The sequence below is a fragment of the Deinococcus aquatilis DSM 23025 genome (genome assembly GCF_000378445.1).
In the GTDB taxonomy this organism is placed as follows: domain Bacteria; phylum Deinococcota; class Deinococci; order Deinococcales; family Deinococcaceae; genus Deinococcus; species Deinococcus aquatilis.
In genome coordinates this window covers 1-16,067 of sequence record NZ_KB899697.1, presented here as the reverse complement: position 1 = coordinate 16,067, position 16,067 = coordinate 1, and the positions used below count along the sequence as shown (strand labels likewise).

Below are 16,067 nucleotides of genomic sequence, written 5' to 3'. Positions count from 1 at the left end.
CAGGCCGGAGTTCATCTCTACCGTCTGGTTACCCAGATTGGCGTAACTGGGCCTGGGCCAGACTTTGCAAGGTGGCCGTCAGTGGATCGCGAGCCTTGCATTGCCCTACGCCGACCACAGTAACCGTATACACAGCCCAATCCCCGGTTTCATCAAATTCCTGCTCGATTTCAAATTGGATTTGCCATCCCTCAGTCATTCCCCAGTTCAGCAGATACATGACCAACGCTGGGCCGCTGCCTTTTTGCCAGATGACCTGTCCACTGGGACCCAGAGACAGGTGAATCAGGGGGTCGGAGGGCATTCCACCCGGCAAGAGGCGATGAAAGCCAGCAAAAAAATGTTCGCCACCAGCACTGGCAACCCGGTGTAGCGCTTTGGGCCAGGTCGCTGCTTGGCGCAGGACATCCAGGAGTGGATCACTCATATTTCTAGCGGCCTCATCAAAGGGAACAGGAACAAGCTTCTAAGGACATTACACCTAACCCGGCAGCGTTTTTGGAATACCGCCAGAACCAATTCATTCCCTATACAACGTACATTTTTCTGGCCTCGCTCTACTCGGTCTCTCCAAAAGATCAAGGTGACCTACTCAACTTGATCCATCAACTCAAACTCTGGGCGGGGCAGGAAAGTCATTGCGGATGGTCGCTGCTGTTGGAACCGAAACGCACCAACTTCAGGCAGGATAACCCACAGAAGAAGGGTGAGTATTATTAAGATTTGTTTAACTAGAGTGGGTGCCTGACCCACGCGGTCCTGAGATGCTGGGTGATAACTGTCCCTGGCAGATAATTATCTGTCTATATATTTCTGTTTTCAAACTGAGAAATAGGACATTACTAGTCAATCGGTATCACAGACAAACGTAGTTATTAAGCACCCATGTTTAACTCTATTGATACGTTATACTCACTATGCTATTTCAAATCACTACCAAACACCCGTAATAGATTTTATTGAATGCCTCTGGTTTACCGTCAACCGACGGGAAGGGTAAAAAAGAAGGTTGTGCCTTTTCCCAATGAAGAATCCAACCACAACTGCCCACCATGACGCTCAATAATCTTTCGGGTAATCGAAAGACCGATACCGTTGCCCTCATATTGATCTCTGGTATGAAGGCGCTGAAAGATGGTAAAGATGCGGTCAAAGAATTCTGGAGCGATGCCTATTCCATTGTCCCTTACACTGAATTCAATCCAGTCACCCTGCGCCCTGGCACTGATGTAGACTGCCGGATTTCGTTCCGGGCCACTGAATTTCAGGGCATTTCCCAGAAGATTCTGAAAAACCTGACGCAATTGCGAAGCGTCGCCCACCACAGGGAACAACGGGCCGACATCAATCTGCGCCCCTGTTCGTGCAATCTGGTCGTGAAGATCTTGAACGACCTGAGCTACGAGCGCGGCAGAATCCAGAGAGGCATAAAACTGAGCCTCACTGGTTACGCGTGAAAAGGTCAGCAAATCCTGTAACAACTGGGCCATCCGGTCTGTACCACCGGTAATCATCTGAATGTACGTATCGGCTTTGGCATCCAGCTTTCCGCTGTAACGGCTGGCAAGCAGCTGCGAAAAACTGGTGACGGTACGGAGAGGTTCCTGAAGATCATGGCTGGCAACATAGGCAAACTGCTCCAGCTCAGCATTACTGCGTAGAAGTTCTGCATTGCTGTGTTGCAACGCCTCCTGCGCCAGCTGCCGCTCGCTGATATCCCGGAAAGCCAAAACTGCACCCTCGATTTCGCCCGCCTCATTCAGAATGGGCGTGCTGGTGTAGTCCACTGGAAAACTCGTTCCATCCTTGCGCCAGAACACCTCGTCCTGTACCGTCCGAACCTGTCCATCGGTAAAAGCTGCATAGATGGGGCATTCATCTCTGGGATAGGGCGAACCATCTGCACGGGTGTGATGAATCAGTGGGTGTTGGGGTACCCCGATCAATTCATCCGCGGTGTAACCCAGCAACGCCAGAGCCGCCGGGTTAACGAAGGACGTTCGGCCCTCCAGGTCTACGCCAGTTAATCCCTCGCCTACATTGTTCAGAATCAGTTCATTGAATCGGGACGCGCGGCGTAATTCCTCGGCTGCCCGTTTCTGTTCGGTCACGTCTTTTAAAAAGCCCACCATTCGGCTCAGTCGGCCACCCTCATCGTGGATCAGGTACCCGTCGTCCTCCACCTGCCGCACGCTGCCATCTGAATGCACCACCCGGAATGCCAGATGAAATTCATCGTTTTGCTCGATCACACGCCTGATTTCTGCAGAGAAACTGGCGCGGTCGTCTGGATGAATCAGGCGCTGCGTCCAGTCACTCAGATCTCCAGCCAGCTCATCCGGGGTGTAACCCGTGATCTCTGTGACAGCACCACCGTACAGGATTGAATCCGTGGTGGGATTCCAGTCGTACAACATGTGTCCAGAACCACGCACCGCCACCTCATAACGTTCGCGCCACTCACTGACTTCACGGGTTCTCGCTTCCAGATGTGCCACGCTCTCGGCACGTTCCAGAGCGACTCCGAGACTCCGAACCACCGTCTCCATCACCACTTTATCGGTCTGAGTCCAACGCCGCGAACCGAACAGCACGAAACAGATGACCCCGATGCCGTTCCCATCGACGGTGATTCTCAGGGTCGCGGCTGTATTGACGTGTTGCACCAGGGCGGCGTCCGTATCGCTGCCACGAACATATTCATCCTGATAGAACGGCTGATGCGTCTGCCACGGGATCACGAGGCTTTGAGGCACCTCGTAGGGGAACCCGGCATCAATGGCCGCCTGCAAACCCGAATTTCCCAGATGACCTGTCTGAACCCGGTTACGCCATAGCCCATCCTCACGCTCGTAATACAGCGCGTAGCCGGGGGGAAGCAGCGACATCACCACTTCCTGCGCCCGCTTGATCAATGCATAGCGGTCAGTTTCGGCAGACAGATCGCGGGTCAGATCGGCAAACGCCTCCAGAGCACGGGCACGGGCACCCAGTTCCGCATTCTGGATTTCCAGTCGCTGGGTCTGCTCGGCCCGTTCCAGGGCCAGCGAGAGACTCCGGCCCACTGCCCGGAACACGCGGGCCTCCCGGTCTGTCCAGTTGCTCGCCCGCTGAGTGCCCATCGTCAACAGGCCGTGAGGCGGGGCGTCAGATGGAGCGTCCAGCAAGAAGAGTGGATACAGGGCGACCGCACCAAAACTTTCAGCCTCCTGCACACCCTCTTGCTCGGCTTTCCAACCTAGCACAAACATCACGGCGCGGGTGGCCGAGACCTCGGCAAAGCTGGGGGCAGAGGTGGGAATACCGGCCTGTAACACCACCAGCATCTCTGGCGGACATCCCGAGGACCACGCCGCTGCCTTCCAGAGATCTCCTTCCAGCTGGTAATACACGGCATTGACCGCGCCCAGCGTCGTGCACAACACCTCCACGGCACGGCCAGCAAGTGTCTGCACATCGGTGTTGAGCGCCGAAGCCTCGGCAAAGGCAACGAAGGCGTCGAGGGCGGCCCGTTCTTCCTCCAGTTGCCTGGCCTGTTCAGCGCGTTCAAGTGCCAGACTGAGGCCGCGCCCTACGGCCATCAGGAGTCTGCGGCCGCTTTCCTGCCAGTGCCATATGTTGTTGAGGCCCATCAGCAGCATCCCCCGTACCTCGGCTCCAACCTGCGCGGGATCGCCGAAGATCAGCGGCACATTCACGGTGCTTTGCACGGGACTGCCGGGAAAATGCAGCGGGTGCTCCTCTTCCCACCCGCTACTGCGGGCGTCTATCATCACCGGTTGCCGGGTCTGCACCATCTTCCGAATCAGTGGCGTGGAGGACAGGTCTGCCGTAAGCAGAGGGGAGACCTCGGGGGCAAAAGTACCGCCCCAGACGCGCGGCTTCCAGAGATCGCCTACAGCTTCATAGTAAATGACGCTGCCATTTTCAAAACGCTGCTGCAAAACTTCAATGGCTTGCCGCACAAGTTCGAGTGGATCAGTTGGCGTACCGGGTGCGCCAGCAAACCCCACAAACGCTTCGTAGACCTGCGCCTCCTGATCGGCAGCCTGGGTCCTGTTCTGGAGTTGCTGCTGCAAATCGGCGGTCAGGCGGGCACGCCCCAGGGCAATGCCGCACTGAGCACTGAGCGTCCTCAGAAAGCGTTTCTCATCACCTGTGAACTGATGAGGCTGCCGGAAATCCAGCACGATCACGCCCAGTGCCTGCTCACCCTCGAACATGGGCAGGATGGCCGTAGCAACCGGAGGCACCACATCCGGCCCGATCTGGATGGCAGGATAGGCGGCGGTCAGTGCCCCGGCATGTTCAAAAAAAAGTGGGACGTGCCGGGCAAGAGCTTCGCCGGTTGGCAGACTGCTCTCCAGCGGGCCGTCTTGCCAGAGAAGGGGCCGATGTTCTTCACTCTCGGTCACGGCATGGAGCAGGCGGCGTCCATCCGCACTCAGCAGCAGCACCGTACCCGAAATTGCGCCCAGGGCTTCAAGCGCAGGCCTGAGGATCACGGCAAAAACATCATCTTGTGTTCGAGCAGCGGCAAGAAGTTCTGTTACATCCTGAAGGCGCTTGCTGAGTGACGGGCGCACCAAGGAAGTGCCGGACTGTTCGAGCATGCCATCAGAATAAAGCGCAACAATAGGCCTAACCACAGGTCATCCTTAGCAGTTCTTTCCCTTCTTTAAATTGCGCCTCGCACACCAAAAGTCCTCATTCAAGGGGCCATACAAACTCGGTTCGATCCCAGTTGACCTAGAACTTTCCGAAGCCCCAAAAAATCTTGTCCTCACAGGAAGGTCAGGAAGGGTCATCCCAATCTCTTCAAGGGGGAAAAGACCTGGGGAGACTCCACCCCCGCATAAGGCCAGTCCTGGAAGCGGACCACTTCAGCCCTTTTGTGTTTTCGCACTAATAAGGCTTAGTTTGAAAATATTGTTTGCAGGGCGTAGACTTGAACCATGATCCAACTTGACAGACGGCTGGCCTTGGGCAGGCCTGTTCGGTATTGCTGGCCTGTGCAGGGGCATCGGCTGTGAGCCTGGTCCGGGCCACTGGTACGCTCGCCATTTCTAACCTGACTGATCAGGCTCTGCGGGTGCGGGCCGTGGAAGCCGCCAGCACCTACGACGGCGAAATGCTGGTGCAGATCACACGGGCCTATATGACCACTGCAAGCCGTAAAGGGGCACGCACCAGCTCCAAAACCCTGGATGCCTACGCTCTGGCAGTACGCGATTTTGTGCCCTGGGCACAGGATAACGGCGTACAGCTCCTCAGACCCGGACGGCGCGACGGAGGCCGTTACGTGGCCCAGTTGCAGACCCGGCCTACGCTGGGGCGCGGCAAGACGGGCACGCTGTCAGCATCTACAGTCGCGCAGTACGTGGCCGGAGTCAGGGCACTGTACCGTGCACTGCGTTGGGCAGGGGCCACCGAGGCGCAGCCTTTCGAGGATGCTCACGTCCCGCCCGACCCCACCCCCGGCATCGTGAAAAACCCGCCCTACATGGCAGAAATAGATGCGGTACTGGCGCAGTGTGAACCCAGACTGGCCGCCCTGCTGCTGCTCTGTGCTCACGCAGGTCTGCGGGTCAGTGAAGCACTGGGGTTGAAACTCACAGAGATAGAGGGCGCACGCCTGACAGTTCACGGCAAAGGCGGAAAGATACGCCGCGTGCCCCTCGGTCAACGGGTACGGGCGGCTCTGGCAGGGCTTCCCCCAGTATCCACAGATGGCCGACTGTTCGACTGGAACTACGCACAGGCCACGTACCAGATGCAGAAAGCTTTCCGTGCCGCAGGATACGGGCACGTCTGGCGAGGTTTCCACGCAGCCCGCAAGCACTCGGGGACGCGCCTGTATAGCGCCACACGGGACTTTACGCGGGTGGGTCTATTTCTGGGACACAGCAGCGTCGATACGACCCGGCGATATGTGGCGGTGCAGGATGACGATGTGGCGAGCGAGGTGGAGTTTTTCTAGCGGAGGAAAGAAGCGGGCTACTGTGGGTAGGAGGTCTGCACTACTCAACCATCCGGTACGCTATGCATCGTGCTGGTTCTGGCTTATTTAAGTTATTCCTATGTAAATCAAATAAAAAATAGAGAAGCAGGCCCAACTAAGCCTGCCTCTCCATCATCCACAAGGGTAAATCAATTTGAGCTGCTGCTCAGTTTCGGCCACGGCGGGCGCGTTGTGGCCCGACCCGGCCCGCGCCGACGCCTGCGGCCTGAGACGAACTGCCCGAACGACCTTGACCCTGACCGGACGATTGACCGCCCTGCTGTGACCGGCCCTGGCTTTGGCCTCGCTGCCCACCGCCCTGTTGTCCACCACCCTGACTGCCGCGTGCGCCACGGCCCTGGCCGCCGCTACCACCGTTGCCGCCCTGTTTTTCCTGAATTTCACGGTCGATCTGACCCTCTTCGTTGGTCAGCGGGGGTTGCAGGGCAGCGGGCAATCCGCGCCGCACGCCCTGCCACAGACCGCGCTGTTCGGGAATCAGGAGCACCAGATTGGTTCCGGGTTGACCTGCACGCGCCGTACGGCCCGAACGGTGGACATGGTTTTCGGAAGTGGAGGCCACGTCCATATGAATCACCAGGCGCACTTCGGGAAGATCGATACCGCGTCCGGCAATGTCGGTGGCGATCAGCACGCGCGATTTCCCGTTCCGCAGGAGACCCATCACATGCTCGCGCTTTTTCTGATCCATGTTGCCCTGAAGCGGGCTGACCGTATCGCCGGGCAACAGATCGGCCAGATGTTCGGCGCGGCGCTTGACGAGGGCCTTGGTGCGGCAAAAAATGACCACGCAGCCGCCGGGTTCGCGCAGGGCTTCGCGGGCATGGTTGGCCGCCACCTCCAGCACGTTGCCCCGCGTCACGTTGATCAGCAGGTGGGTGGCTCCGGTGGCTCCGCCCATCACGTCCTGATCGGTTTTGCCACCCTGCTCGGCAGAGAGGGCCGCCCGGTCAGGGGCGATGTCGATGCGCTTTGGCTCGTGCATGAACTGTTCGGCAATGTTGCGGATGGCTGCCGGAAAGGTGGCCGAGGCCATCGCCAGTTGCAGAGCACGCGCCCCAGTGCGGCCCCGGTGTTCGGCCTGCGCCTGAGCCGCCTGACCTTTGGCCGCCCGCAAAATGTCGCCCACATCCTTCAGGAAGCCCAGCGACAGGAGTTCATCGGCTTCGTCCAGCACCACGTATTTCAGTCCAGCAAGGCTGAGTTCGTTACGGCTGATCAGGTCTTTGAGGCGTCCGGGGGTTCCGGCGATCAGGCCCTTGCCAGTCGCCTCGCTGCGGGTCTGCGAGGGCGTGATGCCTCCCGTAATTCGGCCCGCCGACATGCCCAGTTCGCGGGCCACGTCACGGATCTGGACGGCCAGTTCGCGGGTGGGCGTGACCACCAGGACTTCGGGGCGCATACCGCGTGTGGTGCCCATGCCGATTCCACGGGCGGCGGCAGGAATCAGGAAAGCCAGCGTTTTGCCGCTGCCAGTGCGGGCGGTGGTGATAACGTCCTGGCCGTCCATCAGTGCGGGAATGGCTCCAGCCTGAACGGGTGTGGGGGTGCGGCCACCCAGCAGGGTCTGCCACGCCACGGGCTGCGCGGGGCGCTCCAGCGTGGCGGCGTTGCCTGAATTCTGGTTGGATGAAGTACGGGCAGATGAAGCGTTGCGGTTATAGGTCATGAGGTTTCCTGAGCCAGCGCACCCGGCCTGAGCTGGGTGGGGGCATGGATGGATGCGGCGTCAGGCAGGGGCCGCAGGCGTAAAGGGTAGAACGTTGAATACCCCGCCTGAGAGGCCCAACCGCGCAGCAAGACTCGCCACACACCGCATTTCCGATCAGACCCCTGCCAGCAATGAGGCAAAACAGATCAGAAACCGCAGGATCGATAAAGAGAGAATCTAGGCCAGAAACAATATCTTTTCAGCGCAACTACTGTCTTGATGCCCATGGTCTGGAGACCGACTGGAGGCACCGGGGCTGAACGCCACCCGCAATCGCGGGGATTCACAGGGATCATTGTATCCCATTGAGCCAGGAAAGCAGCGTGACTGTCTGAGGGACGCGGCAGGAAGCGTGCCGAATCTGTACTCGAGGCTCTGGCCTGTTGATTTTGCCGTCGGTGTTTTGCTGTCACTGGAGCGGGTCTCCCCGAACCAATTCGTTGTTGAGGCCGATTCGTTGTTTAATGAAGGCCTCAACTGCTGACCTACGGGATTCGGTGCCGCGTTCGGCGCACGGATGAAGTTTCTCTTTGGGTGCCTTCCTGGCGACCCCTGCTCTGGAGTAGATCTATGCCCACGCCCCACGGGTCAGAAATGATCGTTCGGCAAGACAGTCCGGCCAATCTGGAATTTCCGTTTCATACCCTGTCGGAGCGTCTGACACCGTCTGGACAGTTCTATGTCCGCAGTCATTTTCCGGTGCCCGAACTGAACGCCGCCGACTGGTGCCTGCAGGTTGGTGGACTGATTGAGCGCCCATTGAGGCTGACGCTGGCCGACCTGCAGGCCATGACCCCGCGCACAGTCACAGTTACGTTGGAGTGTGCGGGCAACAGCCGATCCTTTCTGACACCGAAGGTAGAGGGTGTGGCCTGGGAACTGGGAGCAGTGAGTACCGCACAGTGGACAGGTGTGCCGCTGCGTGCCGTGCTGGAGCGGGCAGGGCTACAAGCAGGGGCACGGGAAGCGGTGCTGTGCGGCGCCGACCGGGGCTGTCTGCATGAACCCGCCAGAACGCCGGGGATCATCGCCTATGAGCGCAGTGTGCCGCTGGGCAAAGCGCAGGACGACGTGCTGCTGGCCTATGCCATGAACGGTGAAGCCCTGACACCCCAACACGGTTTTCCGTTGCGGGCCATCGTACCGGGATGGTACGGCATGGCCTCGGTGAAATGGTTGACCGAGATTCACGTAACTCAAACGCCGTTTCAGGGGTTTTTCCAGACGCTGGACTATTCGTACTGGGATCAGAGCGGCCCCCTGTCGCCCCAGATGACGCCGCTTTCGGTGATGCAGGTCAAGGCCCAGATTGCCCGGCCTGCTATAGACGAATACGTGGCTGCCGGACAACCCTACGACATCACAGGCGCGGCCTGGACAGGTGAAGCCGACATCGTACGGGTGGAGGTCAGCACAGATGGCGGCCTGACCTGGGCCGAGGCCGAACTTACCGATCCCCCGGAAACTCATGTGTGGCGGCGCTGGCATTACCTCTGGCAGACCCCCGGCACTCCCGGCAAGGTGACTCTGCTGGCCCGCGCCACCGACTCGGCAGGCCACACCCAACCCAGCGGGCACGAGCCAGGGCGGGGAAAATACATGATCACCTTCCCACTGCCCATCACCGTCACGCTGGAGTGAGGGTCAGGTGGACGGAGCGGCTTCTATAGAGTGATCCGCAAAAACAGGTGCTGCCAGTTGAAGGGCGTAAGCCCGAATATCACCGGGCCACTGGGCGATGTGCTGACTGAATGCAGCCCGGTCGCGGGCATACAGGGCGCGTGATGCGGCCTCAAAATGCGGCAGATTTCCAGCCATCACACCCAGGAAGCGGTCGGTGGCGGTCTGGGCCTGCTGGATTTGCTCCTGACCGGGATTCTCTTTACGTGCCTCATCGACCAGGCGGCGCAGGGTGGCCGACGCCCCGCCGCGTTGCTGTTCAAGCCAGGCCCAGTGCCGGGGCAACAAAGAGATTTCGCGTGAAACGATGCCCAGTTTGGGCCGTCCGGGGCCAGCCTTGGCAGCTGCAACAGGAAGCGGCGCTTCACGTTCCAACACCTCGGACAGCGTGCCGCGCAAATTAAAATCGACCTGCCGCCCGCTGTGGGCTTCAAAAATCAGGACCGGAGAGCCGCCGTCGAGCGATTCCTCCTGGGTTTTGAGATGAGTCAATACCTCACGGAGCGTACCTGTGAGGAGGTGGTGTGTGCCGTCAAAAGCCGTATAAACAGGCAATTTATCCATACGAGGATAGTATCCGGGTAAAATACGGATGTCAATATCATCCGGGTAGAATAAATGGCCTAGGGCATCAGGGCGTTGCCTCGTACAGGAGAGCAGGCGGTCTCTCGGATTCTGTATGACGGATGCAGAGATCACATGTGAGCCTAGTGGGCCACTGCATTTTAGGCTCTTGCAATCGTAACTTCCACTTAATTTGCCGTCGAAAATAACTCATTCAGTCGATTTTAATCCTCTATCTCTACCTATACTGACCCAACTCTAAAGTCATATCGAATTCTCAGAAGTATCTCATTGTACCGGGGCGTACTTTGACAGCCGAGAATGGCAATTAAATTGCCTTTGTCAGCAGATCAGACAACTTGGTGGCCTGACAGTTTATTTCTTTCAATCTGGCATCCCTTTCTATCAAAAGGGCGACTTGTCTTGTTTACGGAGGTTTGACTATGAAGAAAATTTTTGTTTTGACCGCTCTGATGTTTGCCACGCCTGCTTTTGCAGGAGGCGGTAGCGCCGTTCCTACGGGCAATACGATTGCCGCAATCGTTGCCAACGATCCGAACTTCAGCACGCTGCTGACCGCTGTGCAGGCCGCAGGCTTGGCAAGCACGCTCAGCAGCGCCGGACCTTTTACGGTGTTCGCGCCTACCAATGCCGCGTTTGCCAAGGTGCCGCAGGATCAACTGAACGCCCTGCTGAACGACCCCGCCGCACTGAAAGCTCTGCTGCTGTATCACGTGGTACCGGGCCGGGTCACTGCCGCCCAAGTGGTGAATCTCAGCACGGCCAAGACCGTGAACGGAGCCAACGTGACCATCGCGGTCAACGGCGGCACGGTCACCATTAACGACTCGACGGTCACGCAGACCGATATTGCGGCCAGCAACGGCATCATCCACGTCATCGACACGGTGCTGATGCCCTGAGGCAACCAGCAGTCATCACGCGGGGGAGCGGCGGCCAGCAGGCTGTTTCTCCCCTTTTTCATCTCTGGAGATTTGTTCTGAGCATACGCTCGGTCTCTATTCCCAGAAACGTTTGTTTTTCCCCCTGAGAGAGTCCAATTTATGCGCCTATCGTTCCAGACCGTTCCCTGTTCCCTGATGGCCCTGCTTCTCCTCGGGGCGCTGGTGGCCTGCCGTCCGGCCCCGCAAACTTCGGGAACGTCCAATGCCACCCTTCCGCCTACTGCCCCTCTGAAGGCTGCCGCACCTCCGAAAGCCCCCAAAACGGTGCCGCAACCCACCAACATTCAGCTGCTCTGGAGCGTCCCGGAACCCGTCCTGTCGGGAGGGCAGATCTCGCGCCCACTCGTACACCGCTCGCTGACCCTGCCCCTCAGTACCCAGCAGGTAAGCCAGGTGAAGACTGCTGGGAGTGTAGACCTGCTGCGGCCTGCGCTGATGCCGCTCTACGATCAGATAGAGGCCCGTAAGCCACGCGAACTGCGCTTCTTTCGGCAGGGCAAACGCTGGATCGCTCAGGCCCAGACAGGCTGGAAGGTAGACCGGGCCGCCACCGAAGCGGCATTACTGCGGGCTGTGCAGCGAGGTGATTCACGCAGCGCCCTGTCGGTCAGGTTGGTGGCCCCGCCGCGCAACGTGGCCTGGGCCGCTGCCGAGGGGCTGGCGTATCTGGGCACAGGTGAATCGTCGTTTGCGGGCAGTCCTGACTTCCGGATAGAAAATGTGCGTGTAGGAGCCAGCCGGGTCCATGGCAGGTGGGTTGCTCCCGGTGCCGAGTTCAATTTCAACGCCTCTATCGGCCCGATCAGCGCAGGAACAGGCTTTCGGCAGGGCTATGTGGTGACAGGTAATACCCTGAGTGTGGAAGACGGGGGCGGTCTGTGTCAGGTCAGCACCACGGTTTTTCGGGCGGCCTTCCGCGCCGGACTGCCCATCACCGAAAGGCACGCGCACTCCTATCAGGTGGGTTATTACGGCGCTCCGGGCCTGGACGCTGCCGTGTACGCCCCCGCCAAAAATCTGCGCTGGCGCAACGATACCGCCGGAGTCTTGCTGGTGCAGGCCGACTGGGATATTCCGGCAGCCCGCCTGAGCGTGCATCTGTTTGGCCGCCCCGACGGAAGACAGGTGCAGATTGGTGCGCCTGAGCTGTCCGGTACACGCACCGCGCCGCCGCCCACCTTCATAGCCGACTCCAAGATGGCAGCGGGCACGGTGCGCCGAATAGATATGCCTGCGGCGGGAGCACAGGTTTCGGTTGTCCGGCAGATCAAGTTTGCCGATGGCCGCACCCGCCAAGAGCGTCTGTCCAGCAGTTACCGGGCCTGGGGCGGCGTCTTTGCCGTGCCGCCGGGAGACGCCCGCCTGAGGGGAGTTCAGTGAGTGACGCCAGTTTGACGAAAAGGCAAGGGGGCAAAAAAAGGAGAATAAGGGCAGGTGATAGGACGTTCAAGACAAAATATGACGCCCCAGCCAGCTCACAGGCCTAAACTCATGTTGAGAGATCAGGAGGATACCTATGGCTTATGTCACTGTCGGTCAGGAAAACGCGCAGCCCATCAATCTGTATTTCGAGGATCACGGCACGGGGCAACCAGTCGTCCTGATTCACGGCTTCCCGCTGAATGGGCATTCGTGGGAACGGCAGGAAGCGGCGCTGCTGGACGCAGGGTACCGGGTCATCACCTATGACCGCCGGGGCTTCGGCGCTTCCAGTCAGCCCTCGGTGGGGTACGAATATGACACGCTGTCTGCTGATCTGGAGCATCTGCTGGCGCACCTGAACCTGAGCGACGTGATTCTGGTGGGTTTCTCTATGGGATGCGGAGAGGTGGCCCGTTATCTGGGCAAATTCGGTTCCGCCCGGATTCAGAAGGCGGTCTTTGCTGCGCCCATCGCCCCGTATCTCCTTAAAACATCAGAGAACCCAGAAGGAGTGGACGGCAGCGTGTTCGAGGGCATCATGGACGCCATTCGCGCAGACCGTCCAGCCTTCTTCAAACAATTTTTTCAAAATTTCTACAACGCTGACGTCCTGAAAGGCACCCGTGTCAGCGATGAAGTCTTGCAGGCCAGCTGGAATGTGGCGGTGGGTTCCTCGGCCCGCGCCACTCTCGCCTGCGTTCCGGCGTGGCTGACCGATTTCCGCGCCGATGTGGCCCGGATCGATGTCCCGACCCTGATCGTTCACGGCGACGCCGACCGGATTTTGCCGCTGGAAGCAACGGGAGCACGCCTCCATCAGATGATCGCAGGCAGCGAGCTGGTGGTCATCAAGGACGGCCCACACGCTCTGGGCTGGACACATGCTGAGGAACTCAACGCCGCACTGCTGAACTTTTTGAAGCGGGCCTGAACAAAAAAGAGGAGAGGCGCGGAGCACAAAAAAGGCTCCGCGCCTCTCCTCTTGGTGCAGGGTTACGGCTTGGCTTTGGGAGACAGCGCCACAATCGAGAACCAGAAGGTCTCGAATGATTTGATCACTTCCACAAATTCACTGATGGTCACCGGTTTGGGGATATAGGCGTTGGCATGCAGGTTATAGCTGCGCCAGATATCGCCTTCAGCCCTGGACGTGGTCAGGACGATCACCGGAATATTACGCAGATACTGATCGAGCTTCAGAATGTCCAGCACTTCCAGCCCGCTCATGCGCGGCATATTCAGATCCAGCAAAATCACGTCCGGGGTGGGCTGACCGGCATAGTGGTCTTCTCTGCGCAAAAAACGCAGAGCTTCGACGCCGTCTTTGGCGACATGGAGGCGGTGGGGAAAATCGGCTTCCGTGAACGCTTCTTCGGTCAGCATGACATCGGCGGGATTGTCTTCGACCAGTAAAATTTCAATGGACTTCATACGTACTCCTGAACGGAAAGTGGACTGCCTGGATTTTACTGGTGCGCCGAAGCCTGGTGCAGCGAGGGCGGGTGACCGAACACATCACAATATATTCTAGCCGACTGAGAGCAGAAATTTAGGTGCCGGGGGGTGGCTCGGGAGTGCTGGGCGTGGGGCGGTCTGCGCGGAGAGCCGGATCAGCGGGAACAGACCGGGCCTCTGCCAGAGCGTGCGCGGAGAGCTGGGCTGCGGCGTGCGGGATGGTGAAAGAAAAAGTGCTGCCCTGACCGAAAACGCTGCTGAGACTGAGGGTACCGCCGTGCTGCTCCAGAGCTGTACGGGTCACGGCCAGACCGATACCGCTGCCTTCATACTCGTTCGGCCCGTGCAGGCGCTGAAAAACTCCAAAAATTCGGTCGTGGTACTGAGGCTCTATCCCAATCCCGTTATCCCGTATGCGAATGGTCCAGCAGGTGCCGTCGTCCTGCGCCGATATTTCTACCTGAGCAGGCCGTCCCTCTGCACGGAACTTGAGGGCATTGCCGATCAGATTGAGAAACACATGCCGCAGCAGTTCAGGATTTCCCCAGACGGTCGGCAGAGGGCCAACCTGAATCTGTGCGCCCTGTACCTGAAGTTGCAGGTCTTCCAGCACCTGACTGACGAGTTCGGCAGTATTGACGGCACTGAAGTTACGCCCGCCCTGGCGTACGCGGGAGTAGGCCAGCAGATCCTGAATCAGATACTTGAGGCGCTGGGTGGCCGAAATAGTGAAGGCAATATATTGGTCGGCCCGCTCATCAAGTTTGCCTGTATACCGTCTCGACAACAGTTCGGTGTAGCTGCCGATGGTTCTGAGCGGCTCCTGAAGGTCGTGGCTGGCGACGTAGGCAAACTGCTCCAACTCGCGGTTGCTGCGCTCCAGAGCAGCGTTGGTGGTGATAAGCGTCCGTTCGCGCTCCTGTACCGCAGTGGCCATAATTTGAAATTGCTGACCCAATTCACGCAGTTCCAGCAGTGGCGTCGGCGGCAGGCGGTCATTGTACTGACCCGCCGCCATATGCCGCGCCCGCGCCGTCACGTCCTGCACATTCCCTGCCACGGTTCTGGCGGTTCTCAGTGCTGTCAGAACCAGCAGCAGCATGCTGAGGAACAACCCCAGCAGCGTTACGGCCCGCACGTTGCGCAGGGTCAGGGTACTCGATTCCAAAGCCGCACTCAGGCGGGCATTTTCTCGGGTCTGCATGACATTCAGCGTCTGACGCGCCTCGTCCAGAGTGCGCCTGCCACTGCCGTCGCTGACGAGCTGCACGGCATTGGTCAGTGATTCTCGGCGGGCCGAAATTTCGGGCATGGCCGCCTGACGATCCCACGTGACGATCAACAGAGCCACGCGGTTTAAATTCACCCGTTGCTGATCGGTGACACTCGATTTACGTAGCGCCTCAATGTGGTCGGGAAGGTTTTTCTTGGTAATCGTGTAGGGCTGCAAAAAAGACTCTATCCCGGTAATGATGAACCCACGTTGCCCGCGCTCCAGATCGGCGGTGTCGCGCAGCAAGGTCGTGATCAGGGTCAGCCGCGCCTGCGCTTCCCTGACCAGCATGGCGCTGCGGGCATTACGGTCCACAGCCACGAGTACCGAGATTCCTACACCCAGCAGCAGTAACAAAGGCAACCAGAAAGGCCGCAGGATGAATGCAGCCAGCGGTTCCCCCGGAGACGCATACGCCAAAACTCCGCTTCTATGTTCTCCCTGTTGTGAGGAAGGGGTGTTGGTAGCATCATCCCGAACGGTCATTCTCGGGAAGTGTAAAATAATACTGTCGCCTGCGCTGTACTTTTTTAGTGATTTGAGATAAATATCACGTCACAGCTCTTAAGCACGCAGTACGGCGAAAGGAACCACGGGGGAAACAGAATTCCGGTGGCTCCTTTCTCCGTATTGCCCAGTTCATTCATTTATCGCTATAAGTCATAAAAAGAAGCACTTGATGGCAAGTGTCGCAAATGACGACCCATCAAGCTCAGTACCCGACACTTTCTGAATTGAGCGTCTGGCTGGATTTCAAAAGCCCAATGAGTTGCAGGGCTTCCGCCTCCCCACGCTCGTGGATGCAGACGAACGTCCGCACGAGGGTCCGGAGGCCCAGCGTCACCACACTCCAGGCTCGCCGACCGTGCGCCTTCACAGTGCAGGTTTGGAGAACCCCCACCAGCACGCACCAGACGTACGCCAGGGTCAATAGGCAGAGTAGGCGCTCCACGTGATCGTGGAGCGTCATGTGGG

11 protein-coding genes and 1 pseudogene are annotated in these 16,067 nt (G+C 58.8%); 5 read left to right on the top strand and 7 right to left on the bottom strand.

The genetic code is table 11. The features are described from left to right. Positions 1 to 28 precede the first annotated feature (28 nt). Entirely contained in the window at positions 29 to 427 is a 399-nt protein-coding gene (locus F561_RS0102495) for a hypothetical protein (protein ID WP_019008359.1), read from the bottom strand. A gap of 553 nt (positions 428 to 980) precedes the next feature. Further along, positions 981 to 4,613: a PAS domain S-box protein gene (locus F561_RS0102485; protein WP_019008357.1), complete on the bottom strand. Its 3,633-nt coding sequence runs from the start codon at positions 4,611 to 4,613 to the stop codon at positions 981 to 983. Between the two features lie 416 nt (positions 4,614 to 5,029). Between F561_RS0102485 and F561_RS0102480 the strand changes: the two genes are divergently transcribed. Beyond that, positions 5,030 to 5,980, top strand: a complete 951-nt coding sequence (locus F561_RS0102480) for a tyrosine-type recombinase/integrase (protein WP_019008356.1) — start codon at positions 5,030 to 5,032, stop codon at positions 5,978 to 5,980. Between the two features lie 187 nt (positions 5,981 to 6,167). On the opposite strand, the gene F561_RS0102475 is transcribed toward F561_RS0102480, so the two are convergent. Continuing rightward, positions 6,168 to 7,691, bottom strand: coding sequence for a DEAD/DEAH box helicase (locus F561_RS0102475; protein WP_019008355.1), 1,524 nt, complete (start codon positions 7,689 to 7,691; stop codon positions 6,168 to 6,170). 612 nt (positions 7,692 to 8,303) lie between these two features. Here F561_RS0102475 and F561_RS0102470 point away from each other — a divergent pair. Continuing rightward, on the top strand, positions 8,304 to 9,374 hold the full coding sequence (locus tag F561_RS0102470; RefSeq protein WP_157451496.1) for a sulfite oxidase: 1,071 nt from the start codon (positions 8,304 to 8,306) through the stop codon (positions 9,372 to 9,374). Between the two features lie 3 nt (positions 9,375 to 9,377). Here the strand turns inward: F561_RS0102470 and F561_RS0102465 are convergent, their stop codons facing one another. Beyond that, positions 9,378 to 9,977 carry a DUF2239 family protein gene (locus F561_RS0102465; RefSeq protein WP_026298548.1) on the bottom strand — a complete coding sequence of 200 codons (600 nt, stop codon included), beginning with the start codon at positions 9,975 to 9,977 and terminating at the stop codon, positions 9,378 to 9,380. A gap of 443 nt (positions 9,978 to 10,420) precedes the next feature. Here F561_RS0102465 and F561_RS0102460 point away from each other — a divergent pair, with 443 nt between their 5' ends. The 3 genes from F561_RS0102460 to F561_RS0102450 all read left to right on the top strand — a co-directional run bounded on the left by F561_RS0102460 (position 10,421) and on the right by F561_RS0102450 (position 13,295). Further along, the gene (locus tag F561_RS0102460) at positions 10,421 to 10,900 is read left to right on the top strand and encodes a fasciclin domain-containing protein (protein WP_019008352.1); all 480 of its coding nucleotides are present in this window, start codon (positions 10,421 to 10,423) and stop codon (positions 10,898 to 10,900) included. A gap of 177 nt (positions 10,901 to 11,077) precedes the next feature. Continuing rightward, positions 11,078 to 12,322: a VanW family protein gene (locus F561_RS0102455; RefSeq protein ID WP_019008351.1), complete on the top strand. Its 1,245-nt coding sequence runs from the start codon at positions 11,078 to 11,080 to the stop codon at positions 12,320 to 12,322. 136 nt (positions 12,323 to 12,458) lie between these two features. After that, entirely contained in the window at positions 12,459 to 13,295 is an 837-nt protein-coding gene (locus F561_RS0102450) for an alpha/beta fold hydrolase (RefSeq protein WP_019008350.1), read from the top strand. A gap of 62 nt (positions 13,296 to 13,357) precedes the next feature. On the opposite strand, the gene F561_RS0102445 is transcribed toward F561_RS0102450, so the two are convergent. From F561_RS0102445 to F561_RS0102435, 3 genes and pseudogenes are all read right to left on the bottom strand, one after another. Then, positions 13,358 to 13,795, bottom strand: coding sequence for a response regulator (locus tag F561_RS0102445; RefSeq protein WP_019008349.1), 438 nt, complete (start codon positions 13,793 to 13,795; stop codon positions 13,358 to 13,360). Between the two features lie 118 nt (positions 13,796 to 13,913). Beyond that, positions 13,914 to 15,578, bottom strand: coding sequence for a sensor histidine kinase (locus F561_RS0102440; RefSeq protein WP_157451495.1), 1,665 nt, complete (start codon positions 15,576 to 15,578; stop codon positions 13,914 to 13,916). A gap of 226 nt (positions 15,579 to 15,804) precedes the next feature. Beyond that, positions 15,805 to 16,067: pseudogene (locus tag F561_RS0102435) on the bottom strand (IS4 family transposase); the annotation flags it as partial.

Coding starts and splice junctions, on each gene's coding strand:
- F561_RS0102495 (WP_019008359.1), bottom strand. CDS start 427: ATGAGTGATCCACTCCTGGATGTCCTGCGCCAAGCAGCGACCTGGCCC.
- F561_RS0102485 (WP_019008357.1), bottom strand. CDS start 4,613: ATGCTCGAACAGTCCGGCACTTCCTTGGTGCGCCCGTCACTCAGCAAG.
- F561_RS0102475 (WP_019008355.1), bottom strand. CDS start 7,691: ATGACCTATAACCGCAACGCTTCATCTGCCCGTACTTCATCCAACCAG.
- F561_RS0102470 (WP_157451496.1), top strand. CDS start 8,304: ATGCCCACGCCCCACGGGTCAGAAATGATCGTTCGGCAAGACAGTCCG.
- F561_RS0102465 (WP_026298548.1), bottom strand. CDS start 9,977: ATGGATAAATTGCCTGTTTATACGGCTTTTGACGGCACACACCACCTC.
- F561_RS0102460 (WP_019008352.1), top strand. CDS start 10,421: ATGAAGAAAATTTTTGTTTTGACCGCTCTGATGTTTGCCACGCCTGCT.
- F561_RS0102455 (WP_019008351.1), top strand. CDS start 11,078: ATGGCCCTGCTTCTCCTCGGGGCGCTGGTGGCCTGCCGTCCGGCCCCG.
- F561_RS0102450 (WP_019008350.1), top strand. CDS start 12,459: ATGGCTTATGTCACTGTCGGTCAGGAAAACGCGCAGCCCATCAATCTG.
- F561_RS0102445 (WP_019008349.1), bottom strand. CDS start 13,795: ATGAAGTCCATTGAAATTTTACTGGTCGAAGACAATCCCGCCGATGTC.
- F561_RS0102440 (WP_157451495.1), bottom strand. CDS start 15,578: ATGACCGTTCGGGATGATGCTACCAACACCCCTTCCTCACAACAGGGA.